The sequence below is a fragment of the Clostridium moniliforme genome (assembly GCF_017873235.1).
In the GTDB taxonomy this organism is placed as follows: Bacteria; Bacillota; Clostridia; order Clostridiales; family Clostridiaceae; genus Clostridium; species Clostridium moniliforme.
The window spans coordinates 266,854-284,992 of sequence record NZ_JAGGJZ010000002.1 but is presented as its reverse complement, the minus strand read 5'-3'; the positions used below and the strand labels follow the sequence as shown (position 1 = coordinate 284,992).

Here is an 18,139-nt window from a genome sequence, read left to right as displayed (position 1 = left end):
ACCTTATCTAAAAAAGGCTGCCTTAAATTTTATTAAGGCAACCTATATATTATTTAATTATTTCTATTAAAGGTTTTTGTAATACCTTTTTAGCTGTTTTTAGAATAAATTCTAAATTAATATCATTTATATCTTCTGTTTCAGAAATATATATTTTATAATCCTTAAACATAGTATCATAAGTTGATAATTCTTTAGCTAAAACTATACTTTGCTCTTCTCTAAATAATCTTTTAAGTTTAAAACTCTTTTTCCATGTTAAAACATCATCTTCCTTAAGAGTTTCCTTTAAATTTTCTATATCCGAAATACATTTATCTATTAAATCTAAAGCTTTATAAATATTATCCTTTGAAGTACTAAGAGTTACCTTATAAAATTTAATTCCATTTTCATGACAAACTCTAGTTAAAACATCATAAACTAAGCCATTTTGAGTTCTTAAAACATCAAAAAGTCTTGAATTAATTCCTTCTCCAAAGTATTCATTAAATATTCTAAGTGCTTGTACTTCTTTTTCTGTTAATTTATTAATTGGATACATAATCTGAATTTTAGAAGTTTTAATATCTTCCCTTAAATCTTCAAAAGTTCCACTTACTCCATCTTCATAATAAACTTCATCTATAATATTTTTTTCCTTATTCCAATTACCAAAATATTTTTCAATAATATTTACTACACTTTCAAATTCTAGTGAAGTAACAATAGCAATTGAAGTATTACTTGGGAAATATACTTTATTATAAAATTCTTTTATATCTTCTAAAGTTAATGATTTTAATGAATCAAATGTTCCTATTATAGGATATTTTATTCTCCTTTTATTAAAGGCATTTAAAAATAATTTATCCTCTAAATATTGTTCTATATCCTCGTCCCATTCCTTAAGTTCTTCAACTATTACATCCATTTCTTCTTTAAATCCCTCTTTGGGAAATGTTGGATTTATAATAATATCTGAAAAAACATCTATTCCTTTTTCAAAATCCTCCCCTAAAAGAGTTCCATAATATATTACATAAGGATAGTTTGTCATGGCATTATGAAAACCAAAAATTCCACTTAACTCCTTATTAATATCCCCTTCACTTCTTTTATTAGTTCCTTTGAAAACCATATGTTCAGTGGCATGGGCTACTCCATACTTTTCTCCTTCACTTAATGCTCCTCCCTCTAGAGAAACACATATTGAAGTAAGGTCTGAAGTACTTTTTTGGTATATTAATTTAACTCCATTTTTTAAAATATAATCCTTCAAAGCTATTCAACTCCAAAATTTTTCTAATATTTAAAATTTATTCTGCTGCCTTTAATGCAATTGCACATTCAATTCTCTTCTTTTGCATTTTACATCCTATTTCATAAGGAATAGTTATATCATTATTAAAGTTTAAGTTATTTGCTTGGCAGCCTCCACTACAATAAAATCTAGCCCAGCAGTCTCTACATTTTGGCTTATTGTATATATGTGCATTCTTAAATTTTTTAGCTAATTCTGTATTATAAGTATCATCATATATTGTTCCAAGTTTATATTCTTCTCTACCAACAAATTGATGACATGGGTAAACTTCTCCTTGAGGAGTTATTGCAACATATTCAAAACCTGCTCCACAACCAGAAATTCTCTTATATACACAAGGTCCTCCATTTAGATCTATATTAAAGTGATAGAATCTAAATTCATCTCCCTCTTTCTTTCTTCTAACCATTTCATTATATAATTTATCATAATTTTCAAATATTGTAGGTAAATCTTCTTCTCTTAATGAAAGTGGATGTTCATCTGGTAATACAACTGGTTCTATTGATATTTCTCTAAAGCCTTCGTTTGCCATAGCCATAACATCTTCATAAAAATCTGTATTAGCTCTTGTAAATGTTCCTCTTACATAGAACATTTTATTCTTATTTCTCTTTTCAACCATCTTTTTGATATTTGGAAGAATATCATCATATGAACCTGAACCGTCAACTTTAATTCTTACATTATCATTTACTTCTTTTCTTCCGTCTAATGAAAGAATTATATTTCCCATTTCTTTATCCATATAATCCATCATTTCTTCATTTAAAAGAGTGGCATTTGTTGTCATTGTAAATCTTATATTTTTGTTCCACTTCTTTTCATTTTCTCTTGCATATTTAATTATTTCTTTAATAGTGTCCATTATAAGAGTTGGTTCTCCACCAAAAAGATCTATTTCTATATTTTTTCTAGGACCACTTCTCTTAATAACATAATCAATTGCTTTTTTTGCAGTTTCTATATCCATAACACCTTTGTGTCCATGATATTCTCCTTCATCTGCAAAACAATATTTACATCTTAAATTACAACCATGAATTATATTTAAACATACTGCCTTTATATAATCTCTATCATCCATTGAACTATGAGCTATATCTTCATACATATCTTTTGTATAAAGCATTCCCTCATCTACTAACTCTTTTATTTCATCATAAGCTTCACTAGCTTCAGCTTCATCATACTTATTTTTTAATTCATTTATAACTAAATTTTTATCTCTTAAACCATTATCATCAACTAAATCATATACTAGTTCATCAACAACGTGAACTGCTCCAGTATTTACATCCAAAACAAAATAATTTTCACCTTGTTTAAATTTATGTATTAATGCCATTTTAAACTCCTCCTGAAATTACATTAATAATTAAGCAGTAACTTAATAACTAAGTTACTGCTTATTTATTAGTTTTCGCATTCTAAGTTTGCAACTGTGCATGAAGTCTTACATGCTGATTGGCATGAGTTTGCACATTCTTTGCATCCTGGTTTCTTTAAACTATTTTTGATATTTGTTTTATTGATTGTCTTTATATGTTTCATATACATACTCCTCCACTACTAACGAATAACATACAAATTATATCACAATTAGTCATTATCTTCTATAATATTTACTATTATCCTAATTAGTTTTTATAATTACTAATATACTTTTTAATAATATGTTCATCTTTATAGAAATATTTTACTTTATTAAGGTCATTTAAAGTTTCACAACCTAAAGATCCCATAAGAATTTTTGTGCTTTCATTTAAATTTTTTATATATTCTCTTACTTTATCTATTCCACCTTCTAAATACATTTGAAGTATAGGTCCTGCAATCGCTGTGAGTTTACTACCTAAAATTAAAGACTTAATTATTTGACTTCCTTTATTAATTCCTCCAGATGATATTATATTTATATTTTTACTAGCTAATTTACAAAAAATTATAGATTCAGGAGTTGGTATTTCTATCTCTTGTATATCCTCTAAAAATTTATTTTTACTTCTTAAAGCTTCAATTTTAATAAAACTTGTTCCACCTTTTCCACCTACATCTATATATTTTGCACCTACACTTTCAAGTTTCTTGCAAGTTTCAAAACTTATTCCACTTCCAACTTCTTTTAAAATAACAGGAACATTTACATTACTAATTATATTTTCTATATTTTTTAATATTCCCTTAAAATTTCTATCTCCCTCTCTCATAACTAATTCTTGAGAGGAATTTAAATGAAGTTGTATTCCATCTGCTTCTATTACATCTATTGCTCTTTTTACCTTTTCTAATGAACTTAAAGCACTTAAATTAGAAAGAATAACACCATCTTTATTATTATCTCTAACTATTTTAAAAGTTTTTTCTAAAGTTTTATCTTTAAACATTATAGACTGAGAACCTACAGCCATTGGTATATTAAATTCTTTTGATAATTTACTTAAATCCCTATTTATATTAAAACTTAAGTCACAGCCTCCAGTCATTGCATTAATCATTATTGGCATATCTATTTCTTTTCCTAAGAAATTTGTTTTAAGGGATATGTCTTCATAATTTATTTCAGGCAAAGAGTTATTAAAAATTCTTATATCTTTAAAATAATCCTTATTCAAATATGCTTCCTTTGCAAACTTTATATGATCAATTTTTCTATCTTTACTCTTTTTTAAATCATCCATATAATCTCCTTTTAAATAACCTTAAAGTTATTTTCTTTAATCAATACTTATTATAACTAACAATATGTATTTTAAAATACAATTCTAAAAACCTATTGTAAACCCTATTATATTACCTTACCTATTATATTAAAATTTAATCAAAATAAAATTTACTAATAGAGGCTTACAAAACAATGAATAAACTATCAGTTATAACATTAAAATTTAATTATAATAATTTTACAAAATATTGAAATTATTTATATAAAGAGATAAAAAATATATCTTCTTATTACACAAATTTATCTACATAAAAAAGGGATTTCATAAATAGAAATCCCTTTTTTTTTATATATTAAAATTTATTTTTTCTCTTTTATACTTTAATTTTATAGTGCCTTAAGTGCTACTGAATTTAATAAGCTCCAAGGTTTATTAAAGTGTGGTTGGAAGAAGAAATCTGTCATTGCAAGTTCTTCAACTGTCATATCATTTTGAATTACTACTGATAAAGTATTCATAAATTGTGTTAAATCAACTTTTGAAATAATTTGTCCACCTAAAACTCTTCTTGTATCTTTATCAAACACTATTTTAACCATTGCTTTTTCATATGTTGGCATAAATTCTGGTCTATAATTTTCTTCAATAGTAGAACTTCCTACATTTATTCCTTTAACAAGTTTTGCTCCTTCTTCAGTTAAACCTGTTGATGCTATAGAATTTTCATATATTTTAATTCCTGATGTACCTTGAGTTCCCATATATTTAATTGTAGGTCCATTAATATTTCTTGCAACTAAAGTTCCCATTCTTACTGCATTTGTAGCAAGTGGAATATATCTATCCTCTTTAGTTGGATTAAATTTAACAACACAACAATCTCCTGCTGCAAAAACATCTTCTCTGCTTGTTCTCATATATTCATCTATTATTATAGCTCCATTTGGAAGAGTATCTAACTTTCCATTTACTAAAGTTGTATTTGGTCTAAATCCGATACATAATACAACTAAATCTCCTTCATAAGATCCCTTTTCAGTTATAACTTTTTTAACTTTTCCATTTTCCCCTTCAAAACTTTGAACCTTTTCTCCAAGTGCTAATTTTACTCCATGTTCTTTAAATGAAGCTTCTGCAATATCTGTAAATTCTTTATCTAAATATTTTGCCATAATTCTTTCTTCTGCATCAATTAAAGTAACATTTTTACCTAAAATTTCAAAGGCTTCTGCAAGTTCAACTCCAATATATCCAGCTCCAATTATAACTACATTTTTAGCTGATTTTCCTTTTTCAGTTATATCTTTTGCTTGATTATAATTTTTGCAAAGAACTATATTTTCTAAGTCTCCACCTTCAAATTTTGGAACTATTGGCCATGATCCAACTGTTAAAACAAGTTTATCATAACTATCCTCAAAAATTTCTTCTGTAACTAAGTTTTTAACCTTAACTTTTTTATTATCAAAATCTATATCTAAAACATCATGTTTCATATTTGTCTTAACACCAAGTTTAGCTAAACCTTCTGGTGAATTATAAAACATATCATTTAAATCCTTAACAACATTTCCAACATGAAGTGCTATACCACATGATAAAAATGAAACATTATCATTTCTTTCATAAACTGTAACTTCTGATTCTGGATATAACTCCTTTAAATTTACTACTGTTGCAGTACCTGCATGTGTACATCCTATAACAATAACCTTCATAATTTAATTCCTCCTAAAATCATATAACATTTATTACTATCTAATAATCTTTATTAATATCTTTGAATAAATAATACTTCTTTAAAGCTTATTTGTAAATAGTTTTTTGTTAAATTTTATACAAATATATTAATATAACTATAAAAAAAAGAGATACATAAAAATAATGTATCCTTTTTAAATAAATTTTATTATATTATTAAATAATTGATTATTAATTTATACTTGTAATTGTTCTACTACAACTTTATTTTTTTCCTTAACCTTTTTATTTACTAAAAATGCACTTACTATTATACAAGCACTTCCTAAAAATTGTAGACTATTAATTTTTTGTCCAAGCAAAATACAAGCTGCTATAACTCCAACTACAGGCTGAAAATTAACATAAGTTGTAATAATTGTTGGTCCAAGTCTTTGAAGGCATCTTATATATAAAACAAAAGCTATTATTGTACAAAATATTGAAAGATATATAATATTAAATATTGTTAATGGTGAAACCATTTTAGGTTTATCTAATAAAAGAGTTGGTGATAAAAATAATGCTCCCCATAATGATTGGTAAGCTGTTATAGTTATAGCACTATATGTTCCTTTAAGCTTACCTATAACTATATTATAAACAATCCAACTAAATACAGCACAAATTGTCATAACATCTCCAATTGAACCTTCTGAAAAGAGACTTATTTTTCCTTTTGATGCAACTATTAAAAATATACCAAAAACACTAATTATAACTCCACTACTTTTATATACATTAAGTTTTTCCTTAAAAAATATTCTTTGAACTAATAATGTAAATACAGGAGTAATTGCTATTAAAACAGAAACATTTAAAGAAGATGTATAATATACTGCAAAATTTTGAAGTGAAAAATATAGTGCAACACCAAATATTCCACCTAAAATTAAATATTTCATATCTCCTTTTATAATTTTATCTTTTTTAAATTTCCATCTTTTTATTAAATATAAAACTCCACCAGCTATTAAAAATCTATAAAAAGCTAATAGTGATGGAGGAACTTCTCTCATTGCTATTTCAGAACTTAAATATGATAATCCCCAAACTATCATTGTTAATAATGCAAGAATATGAAACACTAAATTTCTTTCTTTCATATATCTATCCCCTTTCTCTAAATTAAAATACAGATTTCAGTTTAACATAAATTTTTTCTTTGTCCATATAAATTTTAAATATTTATATAGTATATTTTTCTAAATATTTATTGTTATATATAAGTGAAATTATTTTTGTAAATTTTTTATTAAATTATTAACATCATGTTATTTTGTTAACATTTACACAAAACTTAGTGATATCATTAATAATGTTTATTTAAATATATTTTCTTTAATTACTAAAATTTACAATATAATTATATTTTTTTTATAATTTTATATAAAAGAAATACTTTTGCAATAAATTCATTGACAATATGTATTAAAATAAAATAAAGGGTGGATTAACTAAGGAGGAACTATGGCTAATTTTGAAAAAAAATTAAACAAAGCAAATAAATATTTTAAAGATAAAAATTATAAGGAAGCTTTAAAAATTTGCGACAAAATTTTAACTAAAGATTATAATAATGAAAAAGCCTTAGAACTTGAAGGTGAAATTTTATTTAAATTAGATAGAATTGATGAAGCAATATTAAATTGGAAAATTAATTCTGAATACAATAATAATCCTACAGCTAAAATGCGTCTTGCGGATATAGATAAAGAAACTAAAGAGAAAGCTTTAAGTTATGATAATCTAAATACTATAAGTAGTACACCAGAAAGTGAAATAGAGGATATAATAAATCCTAACGAAACATCAAAAGAAGGATATCCTTCACCAAACGAAGAAACTCCTAATGCTCCTGATGAAATGTGTGAAGAAAATAATAAAATTAAAGAAGAGCCTGCCCTTTCAGAGGATAAAGTAAAAGAAGATCCTGAAAATTTAGTTAAAGATAATACTGAAGAAGTAGTTAATAAACAAAATGAAAAAGTATCTGAAATGCTAGAAGAAAAGGCAACTGAACAAGCAACGGAAAAGATAGATGAATCTTCTGAAAATGTAAGTTTAAATACATCTTCTGTTAATGAAGAAGAAACTTTAAATAAAAATAATGATATCGATTCACCCAAAGAAGAAGTAATCAATGATGATTCCTCTAATACTGAGGAAACTTCTAAAAATACTAAAACTTCATTAAGTAAAGGCAAAAAATCTGCAATAATTGCTGTTTGTGCAATTATAGTAGTCGCTGCTTCCTGTGTAGCTGTAAAACAATTTAATAATTCTTCTACGAATAATACTGAACAAAGTCAAGCTATTAAAGAGGAACAATTAGAAAAAAATCTTAAAACTAATCTTGATAAAGCAATTAAAGATAAAGATATGAATGCTATTTATACTTTATTAAATGAAGTTCCTAAAGATAAAGTACCTTCAGATGCTAAAGATTCATATAATCAAGCTATTGATATAATGAAGAAAGATGGAGTAGAAAAATTCTACAATGAAGGACTAGACAGTTATAAAAATAAAAAGTATGATGTTGCATTAGATAGTTTTTCAAAAGCTTATAAATTCTGTGATGGAAGCTACTTAGAACCTCATATATTATACTTTATGGGTTCAACATATAACGCATTAGATAAGAAGGATGATGGTGTTAAATATTTTGAAGACTATTTAAATAAATACCCACATTCAGATTTATATACTGCTGAAGTATTATACAATCTATGCTTATATTATAATGATAAAGGTGATAAATCTAAAGCTAAAAAATATGCTCAGCATTTAGAAGATTCTTATCCAAGTTCACCATATTATAATGATACATCAAGAAAAATATTATATAACTAAATAAAAAAGGCAAGAAATTAATTCTTGCCTTTTTTTATTTATTGCTACTTGTTGAATTTCCTGTTTGATTATTATTTGATGTTTTATTGCTATTTTCTGTATTATTGTTAGATTGTTCAAAATAACTCATAGGAGCATTTTTTATTACCTTAAATTTGTATCCTTTATCTTTAAACATTTTTATAATTTGTGGTAATGCTTTAACTGTTGATTTTTTTGCAGCTGCATCATGCATTAGTAAGACTATATGATCTTCTCTCTCCATATAAAACCTAGCTCTAGAAACTAAATGATCTACTGAATAAGTGTTTGATTCTGCATCTCCAGTTTCTGCATCCCAGTCAATAGACATTATACCTTCTTTTCTTAATGCTTCATTTAATTGTTTTAAATGAGGATCATGATAATATACTCTTGACATATATCCACCTGGCATTCTTAAAACTCTTGCATTAAAGTTTGGTCCTAAAATATTTTTCATTTGCTCATTATTTTCATTTATTTCATTCATAAATACTTTTACATTAACACTATTTCCTGGATATAATTTATGATAATCGTGACTAAAAGTATGGTTAGCTATTGCATTTCCACTATCAATTTCATCCTTTAATAATTTTTGATTTTCAGGATTATTTTTAAGTTGTGAACCTAATACAAAAAATGTAGCATGTACATTTTCTTCCTTTAATATTTTTAAAATATTACTTGTATTTTCGCTTGGTCCATCATCAAATGTTAAGAAAACTTCTTTTTCATTATTTATAGGCTTTTTAGATTTCATCATTTTTAGGACGTCATTTGCAGGTACAGCATAACTGTTAGCTGAATTTATTATATTTTGATCCTTCATTATGTCTGTTGGCTTTGGTGCTTCTTCTGCTACATTATTTGTTGATGCACCTGATTTTTGTTTAGAACTTTCCTCTGTAACTGCTTTATTATCACTACTTTGATGATGAGCATAAGCATAAATTCCAACTCCGGATGCTAATAAAGCAACTATTATAATACCAGTTATCATTGCTCTTTTTCTTGCTTTTCTTTTTTTAAATCTTCTTCCATTTTTTCTGTTCATTTCCATTTAAATCGTTCCTCTACTTTGTTATCTTTTGCTCAAGATTTATTTATAATTTCTAATTATATTATATGTTTATATATTACTATTTATTTAAGTAAAAAAGATTAACATTTGGAAACAAAATGATTAATTAATAAAAGTTTAATAAATTTTCTATATATTTATATATATAGAGATATAAGCTACTATATATTATCTAATAGATTAATTTTATATATTTTACTATTTTCATAATTATAATTTTAGGTTATACTACTAGGTAGAGAGAACTATATGTTATAGCATTTAATTCTCAAAATAATAATTATATAAATATATGGAGGTTTTGCACATGTTAGTTTCAGCAAAAGAAATGCTAAATAAAGCTAGAGAAGGCAAATATGCAGTTGGACAATTCAACATCAATAATTTAGAATGGACTAAAGCTATATTATTAACTGCAGAAGAAAACAGATCACCAGTAATACTAGGAGTATCAGAAGGTGCTGCAAAATATATGTGTGGCTATAAGACAGTAGTTGGAATGGTTAACGGAATGTTAGATGAATTAAACATATCAGTTCCTGTTGCTTTACACCTAGACCACGGTAGCTACGAAGGAGCTCACAAGGCTATTGAAGCTGGATTCTCATCAATTATGTTTGATGGATCACACTATCCATTAGCTGAAAATATAGAAAAAACTTCAGAATTAGTTAAATTAACTTCAGGAAAAGGTTTATCATTAGAAGCTGAAGTTGGTTCAATTGGTGGAGAAGAAGACGGAGTTATCGGAGCTGGAGAAATAGCAGATCCTCAAGAATGTAAACAAATAGCTGACTTAGGAGTTACAATGCTAGCAGCTGGAATCGGAAATATTCACGGAAAATACCCATCAAACTGGAAAGGACTTAACTTTGATGCTTTAGCTGCTATAGAAGGTGCTACTGCTCCAATGCCATTAGTTCTTCACGGTGGTACAGGAATTCCTGATGATATGATTAAAAAAGCTATATCACTTGGAGTTTCAAAGATTAATGTTAATACAGAATGTCAATTAGCATTCCAAGAAGCTACTAGAAAGTACGTTGAAGAAGGAAAGGATCTAGAAGGAAAGGGATTTGACCCAAGAAAACTTCTTGCTCCAGGATTTGAAGCTATTAAAGCTTTAGTAAAAGAAAAAATGGAAATGTTCGGTTCAGTTAACAGAGCTTAATATTTATAAAAACCACCTTTTTAGGTGGTTTTTTATTTAAAGTTTTTTATAAAAATTATATATAAAAAGGTATTATGAAATTATAACAGTAGTTCCATCTGGTATATTTTCATATATCCATTTTGCATTATTTACTTTTAATCTTATACATCCATGACTTAATGCCATACCAAGTCTTCCATCTATTATATATTTACCTGTTTTATCATAAAGAATTGAATGATAATAATATCTTCCAATAATTCTTGTGGCATATTTAACACTATATAATTCAGTTCCAAACCCTCTCTTTCTTCCAGTTATTTTAAACATTCCTTTTACAGTTGGAGTTAACTGTTTACCTACTGTGCATATCCATTTATATAATTGAATCCAAGAATCGCCTTTCCTTTGAAAAATATAAGTATATTTATTTTGTAGTGATGTTACTATTAAATAATTGGTTTTGCTATTCAATTTATTTTCATTCACAAATTCTGTCATATTAATATTAAAATTTTTATAATTTAAAGATCTAAATTGTTCAGTTAAATTCATATTTACTTTTCCTTTATTTTAATTACTATATTTATATTAATATGTTTATATAAGCAGATTTATAAAAAAATAAAGAAACATTATTAATAAATAAATTTATTAATAGTGTTTCCTTACTATATTATTTTATATTTATTTCATTTTAAGAATTTTTAATCCATTATCAAAATATTCACTAATAGATGAATCAGTTAAAATACTATTTATTTCTGTTTCTTTATCTTTCCAGCCCCTTAATATGTCAAAAGAATTCATTGTTTTCTTATATAATTCATGTGGTGTATGAATACAATTATCTTTTTCATTTTTTCCTATATGTAAAACTACTTTTATAGCTTTAATTAACTGCATATCTAATCTACTTAAATAATCTATAACCTCATCTTTTTCTTCAGTACAGTGCTCATTAAAAATCTGTGAGATATTCTTAAAATCTACGTAATAATCACTTAACATTAACCATTTCCCCTTACTTATATTTTGTAATAATATGATTATACTATCAAAAAAAATAATTACAATATCTTTTTAAACTAAAATTTTTTTGTATACATTTACTTTTATTTTTTTATTTATTATATAATCACAATCGTCACAAAACTTATTTATTCGTCATAATATGATTGTAAAGTGTTGTTTTTTGAAAGGAGTTTTTTTAATGCACAAATACGATTATGAAAGTTTAATTTGTGATTGTGATGTTTTCCATGATTGCAAATCAGAAAAATACTGTTATGCCAAAGCATTTATTTTGCCTCAAAAATATGAACATTTATATTCTCTTGATGAGGCTATAAAAAAAGGAACTATTTTTAAAGACCTTTATAAGCCCTATTATAAAGATGAAAAATGTTAAAAATTTTATGAGGTGATATTTATGTATGAAAAGGATTTATTAAAAGATATAAGAAAATATCTATTTTATGCTGTAGAACTTAACCTATATCTAGATAATTTCCCTAATAATAGAAAAGCCATAGAGGACTATGAAGAAATATCAACTAATCTAAGTTGTTTAATTAGTGAATATGAAAAAAAATATGGACCATTAACAAACTTTGGTTCAGCTTTTGTAGAAAATCCAAAGGCTTGGGTAAATAATCCATGGCCTTGGGAAAATTGTTAGGTAGGAGGCTTTTTTTATGTGGTATTATACAAAGACATTAGAATATCCAATAAATCTTAAGTGTAAAGATCTTAAAATGGCAAAATTTCTTGTATCACAATATGGTGGTCCAGATGGAGAACTAAGTGCTGCTCTTAGATATTTAAACCAACGTTATACAATGCCTACTGGAAAATCTAAAGGTTTATTAACTGACATAGGAACTGAAGAACTTGCTCACGTTGAAATGATTGCAACTATGATATATCAACTTATGGAAAATGCAACTGTTGATGAACTTAAAGCTGCTGGTTTAGGTGAACATTACACAGACCATGGTAAAGCCCTATACTATACTGATGCAAGTGGAAATCCATGGACAGCAACTTATATACAAGCTAAAGGTGATGTAATTGCTGACCTTCATGAAAATATGGCAGCTGAGCAAAAAGCTAGAGCCACTTATGAATGGTTAATTAATTTAACTGATGACTATCAAATTAAAGAAATATTAAAGTTTTTAAGAGAAAGAGAAGTTGTTCACTTCCAAAGATTTGGAGAGGCTTTAATGGATGTTCAAGAACACATCTGCAAAAAATAACTTAAAATAACTTTTAAAATACCGTAAAGTTATTAATAGAATAATCTTACGGTATTTTATTTTAAATGTAATTTTTAAGTTCAATATTATTCATTCTTTTATAAACTGTTTTATATACCCAAAGTGAATTTAATAAAAGCAATGCACTTGTTATAAAAAATATATATTTTATCCCAAAGTTTGCTGAGATTTGTCCTCCTAAAACAGAACCACAAAATGTTCCCAAATATAATGCAGACATATTAAATCCAAAGGCTCTACCTGTAATAGCATCAGGAGTTATCTTTTTAATAATTGTATTTATTGAAGGTGTAAGTCCTGCTGCTGCTAATCCTAATATGAAACGAAGTCCCATTAACTGCCAAGGATTTTTTACAAAAGCTTGTGGAATAAATATAATTCCAGCAACTATAAGTGCCACTAGCATAACTTTATGTGCACCAATCCTATCAGATAATCTTCCAAGATGTCTCGCTGCTAATATGTTAGCTAAACCAGATGTTGAAAAAACTAATCCTGAAATAAAAGCAACATTTGTTGCATTTTTAGATAAGCTTGTTACATACACAGTTATAATAGGCTCTATTGAATAAAATGCTAATTGTAACATAAATGATGTTATAAACATAGAAATTACTAACATTTTATCTGGAATAATATTCCATACCTCTTTAAAGTTGAGTACTTTTACTTCTGAAGGTTTAAAATCCTCTTTCACAAAAATTAAGGATGCTATAAATGCAATAGATAACAAAGTACCTATTATAAAAAATTCATTTCTAATTCCTACAATCTGCTCTAAATATCCACCAATTACTGGTCCAAATAAAGATCCAGCTATCCCAGCTGTTGATAATGTACCAAGTGCTACTCCAGCATGTTCTTTATCTGTTTGTGTAGCTATTAAAGTTGTACACGCAGTACTATACCCTGATATAGTTCCCTGTAAAAGTCTAAGAATTATAAGTAATCTTATACTATGTGCAAATCCCATAGAAATAACTACTATTGACATCCCAAGGCTTGCTCTTAAAAGCATTGGCTTTCTTCCATATTTATCTGCAAGCTTTCCCCATATTGGAGAAAATATAGCTGATGTTACAAAAGTTAAACCAAAGGCTATTCCTGAAATTTGTTCAACTAACTTTATACTTGTAACTCCAAGCTCCTTAACATAAATGGGTAAAATAGGTGCTATTTGGCTCATCCCAATCATAGTAACAAAAGTTCCAAACCAACAAACAATCAAATTTCTTTTCCATTTTTCCATAAGCATATCTCCTATTTTGTAATATTAAACATTATATAAACTTAATAAATTTAAAATATTAATATATATTTTCTATTCAAATATAATAATTAAATTATAACACAGTGATTTCTTGGAATTATTAAGTATAAGGATTACATCTTTAAATTAATCCATAATTCCAAAATAAATCCTTCTAGATTTTATTGATATTTTTATAATTTAAACTTATTTTTTTATCAATTTATTATTTTATCCTTATTTATAAACAATATTTTTATTAATTTATAAAAATTTAACCAAATTCCCTATTGATTTTAATTTAAATAAGGATTATATATAATATGTAGATTAACAAAGGAGTGATATTTATGCGTTTTTTTGGTAAGAGTAAAAAATTTAGTTTTAAGGATGTTCAAAAATTAGAAGAGGTCAAATTATATAAGGATGAGGCCTATGACTATAAAGAAATCAAAAACGAAAGTGCCGATTTATTAATACTCAAGTCAAAAGCCATAAATATATAACTTTAAAATTAAATTTAGAAACTAAGCAAAGAGGTAGATATAAATTATATCTACCTCTCTTTTAATTATATAAATTTTTTAACTTCATCTACTGAAGCATTTATTTTAAATATTAAATCTTCATCTATTCTTAACTTACACTCTTCATTATTTATTTTTATTGTATCAAGATTTAATTTTCTAAAATTTACTTCCTTATATCTTGTTGCTGATAAATCTATATTAAACTTTGAATCTTTAGCTCCAGTAATTTTAATTGGAGCTCCTTCTTCATTATCAGACTTAACTCTTATAGTTATAATATTATTACCTTTAATTTTATTTAATCCTTCTACTGGGACTTGTTCTATTATAGCTTCTCCATTAAGAGTCATCCATCCACCGCTTAATTTTATTTTAGCTAATAAATCTAATTTATATTCTTCTCCTAATTTTTTTAAAAGTTTACCTAATTCATTTATAGTTAATTCAAATTTCATATTAAAATTACCTTTATAACCTTTCTTATTAAATTTCTATATATTAATTATACAATTTATATTTTATAAATCCATAATTTTATTTAAAATATATATTTAACAAAAAGGCTATTTTAACAAAATATTATTACATAAATAACAGTAAACTTATTGCCATAACAGCCATACCAGCTACTAAGCCATAAATAGACAAATGATGTTCTCCATATTTTCTAGCAGTAGGTAATAATTCATCTATAGATATAAATACCATAATACCTGCAACTGCTGCAAGAAGTACTCCTAATGTCACATCATTAAAAATATTTCTAAGTAAAAGATATCCAATTATTGCACCTACAGGTTCAGACATTCCTGAAAGAAATGAATATATAAATGCCTTTTTCTTATCTCCTGTTGCATAATAAATAGGAACTGAAACTGATATACCTTCTGGTATATTATGAATAGCTATTGCAATAGTTATTGGTATTGCTACACTTGCATTATCTAAAGCTGATACAAATGTAGCTAGCCCTTCTGGAAAACTATGTATTGCTATTGCTAGAGCTGTAAATATTCCAGTTCTTAAAAGATTTTTATTTTTATTAACCTCCTCATCATTTACATCCTCCATTGACTTTACTTCATGAGGATTTTCTTTATTTGGCACTAATTTATCTATAATAGCTATAACTGCTATTCCACCAAAAAATGAAAGAACAGTTATAAAGCTTCCAAGCTTCATTCCCATTACACCTATTAATGATTCTCTTGCTTCTTGAAATATTTCTATCATAGAAACATAAATCATTACTCCAGCTGAAAAACCTAAACTTACAGAAAGAAATTTTGTATTAGTTTTCTTAGCAAAAAATGCTATGCAACTACCTATTCCAGTTGCTAAACCTGCAAGCAAAGTTAATAAAAATGCTATTGTTACATTACTCATACTTATCTCCTTTCAACTGATAATTATTTTCATTTAATTATAAGTTATTTTTTGGAATTTGTCCATAGTAAAATTAATACTAAAAAACTTGTAAAAATATAAAACTGATTTATGATTGTCACAAAATCAGCTTTATATTTTTAATTTGAATATATATTTTTAATTACCCTTTATTCACTAACGTTATCTATATTTATATTTTTCTCTAAAGACTTTTCTTTAATAAATTTTAAAAATAATCCTAATATAAAACCTACAATTGATGGAATAACCCATCCAAGTCCCTGTGAATAAAGTGGTAATTTGTGTACTAAATCATTTATAAAACTTAAAGAAATTCCTGTATCACTTAATGCATAAATAACACTTATAACTCCTGTAAAAACAATTGTAAAAGAATATACAATTGAACTACTATTTAAAAATTTATCAAGAATAGCTAACAATATAAGAACTATAGCAATTGGATAAATTGCATTTAATACTGGAACAGATACTGCAAGAATTTTTGTAAGCCCCATGTTAGCTAAAACCATACTTGAAAGAGTAAGTACTCTTACAAAAGTTTTATAACCTACCTTTGGCATTAAAGTTTCAAAATATTGACTACATGAAGTTATAAGTCCAACAGATGTTGTTAAACAAGCAAGGGTAAATGTAAATGCAAGTAAAACGACTCCAGGTTTTCCAAAAATATATAACATTATATTAGCTAAAGTTTGAGCTCCATTTGCTGTTTCTCCAAATCTTCCACCACTTGCTGCTCCTAAATGAGAAAGAATAGAATAAATAACTATTAATAAAGTCCCTGCTATTAGTCCTGCTTTAATTGAACTTGAAACAACTTGTTTTTCCTCTTTAACACCTTTTGCTTTTATAGCTAGCGAAATTACTATTCCAAAATTTAATGCTGCAATTGTATCCATAGTTAAATATCCATCTAAAAATCCTTTAACAAAGGGTGAAGTTATATATTCCCCTGTTGCTTTTCCATATTCTCCAACTGGATTAATTAAACTTGCAATAAAAATACTTGATATTAAAATCAATAATGTTGGAGTTAAAACCTTTCCCATACGATTTACTAACTTAGATGGTGTTAAGCATAGCCAATAAGCTACTGAAAAAAATATTAAAGTATATATAAATAATGCTAATGTATTTGAAATTAATCCCTTTGGAAGAAATGGTGCTACTGCCATCTCAAAAGGAAGACTTCCTGCCCTTGGTATTCCAAGGCAAGGTCCTATTGAAAGATAAATTAAAACTGTAAATATAATTGCGAAGGTAGGATTTACTCTCTTTGCTAAAGATTGAAGTCCTCCTGATTTTGCTACAGCAATTACTCCAAGTACTGGAAATCCAACTGCCGTAATAAAAAATCCTAACATAGCAATCCAAGTTGATTCACCAGCTTGTTGTCCTAAAAATGGTGGAAATATTAAATTACCAGCCCCAAAAAATAATGAAAAAAGCATTAAGCTTACAAGTAATAAATCTTTTTTTGATAAATTGTTCATTTTAGTCGCCCCCAATTTTTTATTTAACTTTTTCAATTCATAATAATGTCTCCTTCTATGTCCATAAAAATTCCCCCTTAAATATAAAAATACCCCGTCCCTAAAATAAGGGACGAGGTTTAATCGCGTTACCACCCTAATTCTATAAAAATATAATAGAATATAAATATATCTTTATAGCTCTTAAGTTACGTACTAAATAATACGCTTTTCTTTTAACGGTGAAATGTCCGATAAAGCTTACTAAAACTTTCAGCCTTACTTCTCAGAGATGATTTTCAAATATATATTGAACATTGGCTTTCACCAAAATGCCAACTCTCTTTGGAACAATATTATAATTTAC

19 protein-coding genes and 1 other annotated feature (1 of these 20 cut by a window edge) are annotated in these 18,139 nt (G+C 26.3%); of the genes, 6 read left to right on the top strand and 13 right to left on the bottom strand.

The genetic code is table 11. The features are described 5' to 3' along the window. Positions 1 to 49: 49 nt before the first annotated feature. The 6 genes from J2Z53_RS04690 to J2Z53_RS04665 all read right to left on the bottom strand — a co-directional run bounded on the left by J2Z53_RS04690 (position 50) and on the right by J2Z53_RS04665 (position 6,818). Positions 50 to 1,261 carry a M16 family metallopeptidase gene (locus J2Z53_RS04690; RefSeq protein WP_209796079.1) on the bottom strand — a complete coding sequence of 404 codons (1,212 nt, stop codon included), beginning with the start codon at positions 1,259 to 1,261 and terminating at the stop codon, positions 50 to 52. Positions 1,262 to 1,298: 37 nt separating this feature from the next. Beyond that, a complete protein-coding gene (gene scfB, locus J2Z53_RS04685) occupies positions 1,299 to 2,654 on the bottom strand; it encodes a thioether cross-link-forming SCIFF peptide maturase (protein ID WP_209796078.1) in 1,356 nt (451 codons plus the stop codon). Positions 2,655 to 2,722: 68 nt separating this feature from the next. After that, on the bottom strand, positions 2,723 to 2,860 hold the full coding sequence (scfA, locus tag J2Z53_RS04680; protein ID WP_035279055.1) for a six-cysteine ranthipeptide SCIFF: 138 nt from the start codon (positions 2,858 to 2,860) through the stop codon (positions 2,723 to 2,725). Positions 2,861 to 2,946: 86 nt separating this feature from the next. Further along, positions 2,947 to 3,987 (bottom strand): type 2 isopentenyl-diphosphate Delta-isomerase, encoded by a 1,041-nt coding sequence (gene fni / locus J2Z53_RS04675; protein ID WP_209796077.1) that lies wholly within the window; start codon positions 3,985 to 3,987, stop codon positions 2,947 to 2,949. A 371-nt stretch (positions 3,988 to 4,358) separates the two neighbouring features. Continuing rightward, on the bottom strand, positions 4,359 to 5,690 hold the full coding sequence (locus J2Z53_RS04670) for an FAD-dependent oxidoreductase (protein WP_209796076.1): 1,332 nt from the start codon (positions 5,688 to 5,690) through the stop codon (positions 4,359 to 4,361). A 219-nt stretch (positions 5,691 to 5,909) separates the two neighbouring features. Further along, complete coding sequence (locus J2Z53_RS04665; protein ID WP_209796075.1) at positions 5,910 to 6,818, bottom strand: DMT family transporter; 909 nt, start codon at positions 6,816 to 6,818, stop codon at positions 5,910 to 5,912. Between the two features lie 364 nt (positions 6,819 to 7,182). Between J2Z53_RS04665 and J2Z53_RS04660 the strand changes: the two genes are divergently transcribed. After that, positions 7,183 to 8,568 (top strand): tetratricopeptide repeat protein, encoded by a 1,386-nt coding sequence (locus tag J2Z53_RS04660; protein WP_209796074.1) that lies wholly within the window; start codon positions 7,183 to 7,185, stop codon positions 8,566 to 8,568. 34 nt (positions 8,569 to 8,602) lie between these two features. Here J2Z53_RS04660 and J2Z53_RS04655 read toward each other — a convergent pair whose 3' ends face one another. After that, the gene (locus tag J2Z53_RS04655) at positions 8,603 to 9,652 is read right to left on the bottom strand and encodes a polysaccharide deacetylase family protein (protein WP_234925772.1); all 1,050 of its coding nucleotides are present in this window, start codon (positions 9,650 to 9,652) and stop codon (positions 8,603 to 8,605) included. Between the two features lie 328 nt (positions 9,653 to 9,980). Here J2Z53_RS04655 and fba point away from each other — a divergent pair, with 328 nt between their 5' ends. Further along, the gene (gene fba, locus J2Z53_RS04650) at positions 9,981 to 10,844 is read left to right on the top strand and encodes a class II fructose-1,6-bisphosphate aldolase (protein WP_209796073.1); all 864 of its coding nucleotides are present in this window, start codon (positions 9,981 to 9,983) and stop codon (positions 10,842 to 10,844) included. Between the two features lie 72 nt (positions 10,845 to 10,916). On the opposite strand, the gene J2Z53_RS04645 is transcribed toward fba, so the two are convergent. Beyond that, a complete protein-coding gene (locus J2Z53_RS04645; RefSeq protein ID WP_209796072.1) occupies positions 10,917 to 11,381 on the bottom strand; it encodes a L,D-transpeptidase in 465 nt (154 codons plus the stop codon). 132 nt (positions 11,382 to 11,513) lie between these two features. Continuing rightward, a complete protein-coding gene (locus J2Z53_RS04640) occupies positions 11,514 to 11,837 on the bottom strand; it encodes a hypothetical protein (RefSeq protein WP_209796071.1) in 324 nt (107 codons plus the stop codon). A 202-nt stretch (positions 11,838 to 12,039) separates the two neighbouring features. On the opposite strand from J2Z53_RS04640, the gene J2Z53_RS04635 reads away from it, so the two are divergent. The 3 genes from J2Z53_RS04635 to J2Z53_RS04625 are packed head-to-tail and all read left to right on the top strand — an operon-like array spanning position 12,040 to position 13,087. Then, a complete protein-coding gene (locus tag J2Z53_RS04635) occupies positions 12,040 to 12,237 on the top strand; it encodes a spore coat associated protein CotJA (protein WP_209796070.1) in 198 nt (65 codons plus the stop codon). A 21-nt stretch (positions 12,238 to 12,258) separates the two neighbouring features. Then, complete coding sequence (locus J2Z53_RS04630; protein WP_209796069.1) at positions 12,259 to 12,507, top strand: spore coat protein CotJB; 249 nt, start codon at positions 12,259 to 12,261, stop codon at positions 12,505 to 12,507. Between the two features lie 16 nt (positions 12,508 to 12,523). Beyond that, positions 12,524 to 13,087, top strand: a complete 564-nt coding sequence (locus tag J2Z53_RS04625; RefSeq protein WP_209796068.1) for a manganese catalase family protein — start codon at positions 12,524 to 12,526, stop codon at positions 13,085 to 13,087. Between the two features lie 61 nt (positions 13,088 to 13,148). On the opposite strand, the gene J2Z53_RS04620 is transcribed toward J2Z53_RS04625, so the two are convergent. Beyond that, positions 13,149 to 14,357: a multidrug efflux MFS transporter gene (locus tag J2Z53_RS04620; protein WP_209796067.1), complete on the bottom strand. Its 1,209-nt coding sequence runs from the start codon at positions 14,355 to 14,357 to the stop codon at positions 13,149 to 13,151. A gap of 350 nt (positions 14,358 to 14,707) precedes the next feature. On the opposite strand from J2Z53_RS04620, the gene J2Z53_RS04615 reads away from it, so the two are divergent. Further along, positions 14,708 to 14,863: a hypothetical protein gene (locus J2Z53_RS04615; RefSeq protein WP_209796066.1), complete on the top strand. Its 156-nt coding sequence runs from the start codon at positions 14,708 to 14,710 to the stop codon at positions 14,861 to 14,863. A gap of 65 nt (positions 14,864 to 14,928) precedes the next feature. Here J2Z53_RS04615 and J2Z53_RS04610 read toward each other — a convergent pair whose 3' ends face one another. From J2Z53_RS04610 to brnQ, 3 genes are all read right to left on the bottom strand, one after another. Then, positions 14,929 to 15,342 carry a UDP-N-acetylglucosamine pyrophosphorylase gene (locus J2Z53_RS04610; RefSeq protein ID WP_209796065.1) on the bottom strand — a complete coding sequence of 138 codons (414 nt, stop codon included), beginning with the start codon at positions 15,340 to 15,342 and terminating at the stop codon, positions 14,929 to 14,931. A 127-nt stretch (positions 15,343 to 15,469) separates the two neighbouring features. Beyond that, on the bottom strand, positions 15,470 to 16,273 hold the full coding sequence (gene zupT, locus J2Z53_RS04605) for a zinc transporter ZupT (protein WP_209796064.1): 804 nt from the start codon (positions 16,271 to 16,273) through the stop codon (positions 15,470 to 15,472). Positions 16,274 to 16,443: 170 nt separating this feature from the next. Next, complete coding sequence (gene brnQ, locus J2Z53_RS04600; protein ID WP_209796063.1) at positions 16,444 to 17,793, bottom strand: branched-chain amino acid transport system II carrier protein; 1,350 nt, start codon at positions 17,791 to 17,793, stop codon at positions 16,444 to 16,446. Between the two features lie 105 nt (positions 17,794 to 17,898). Beyond that, positions 17,899 to 18,139, bottom strand: a binding site (T-box leader); it runs 22 nt beyond the window's last position.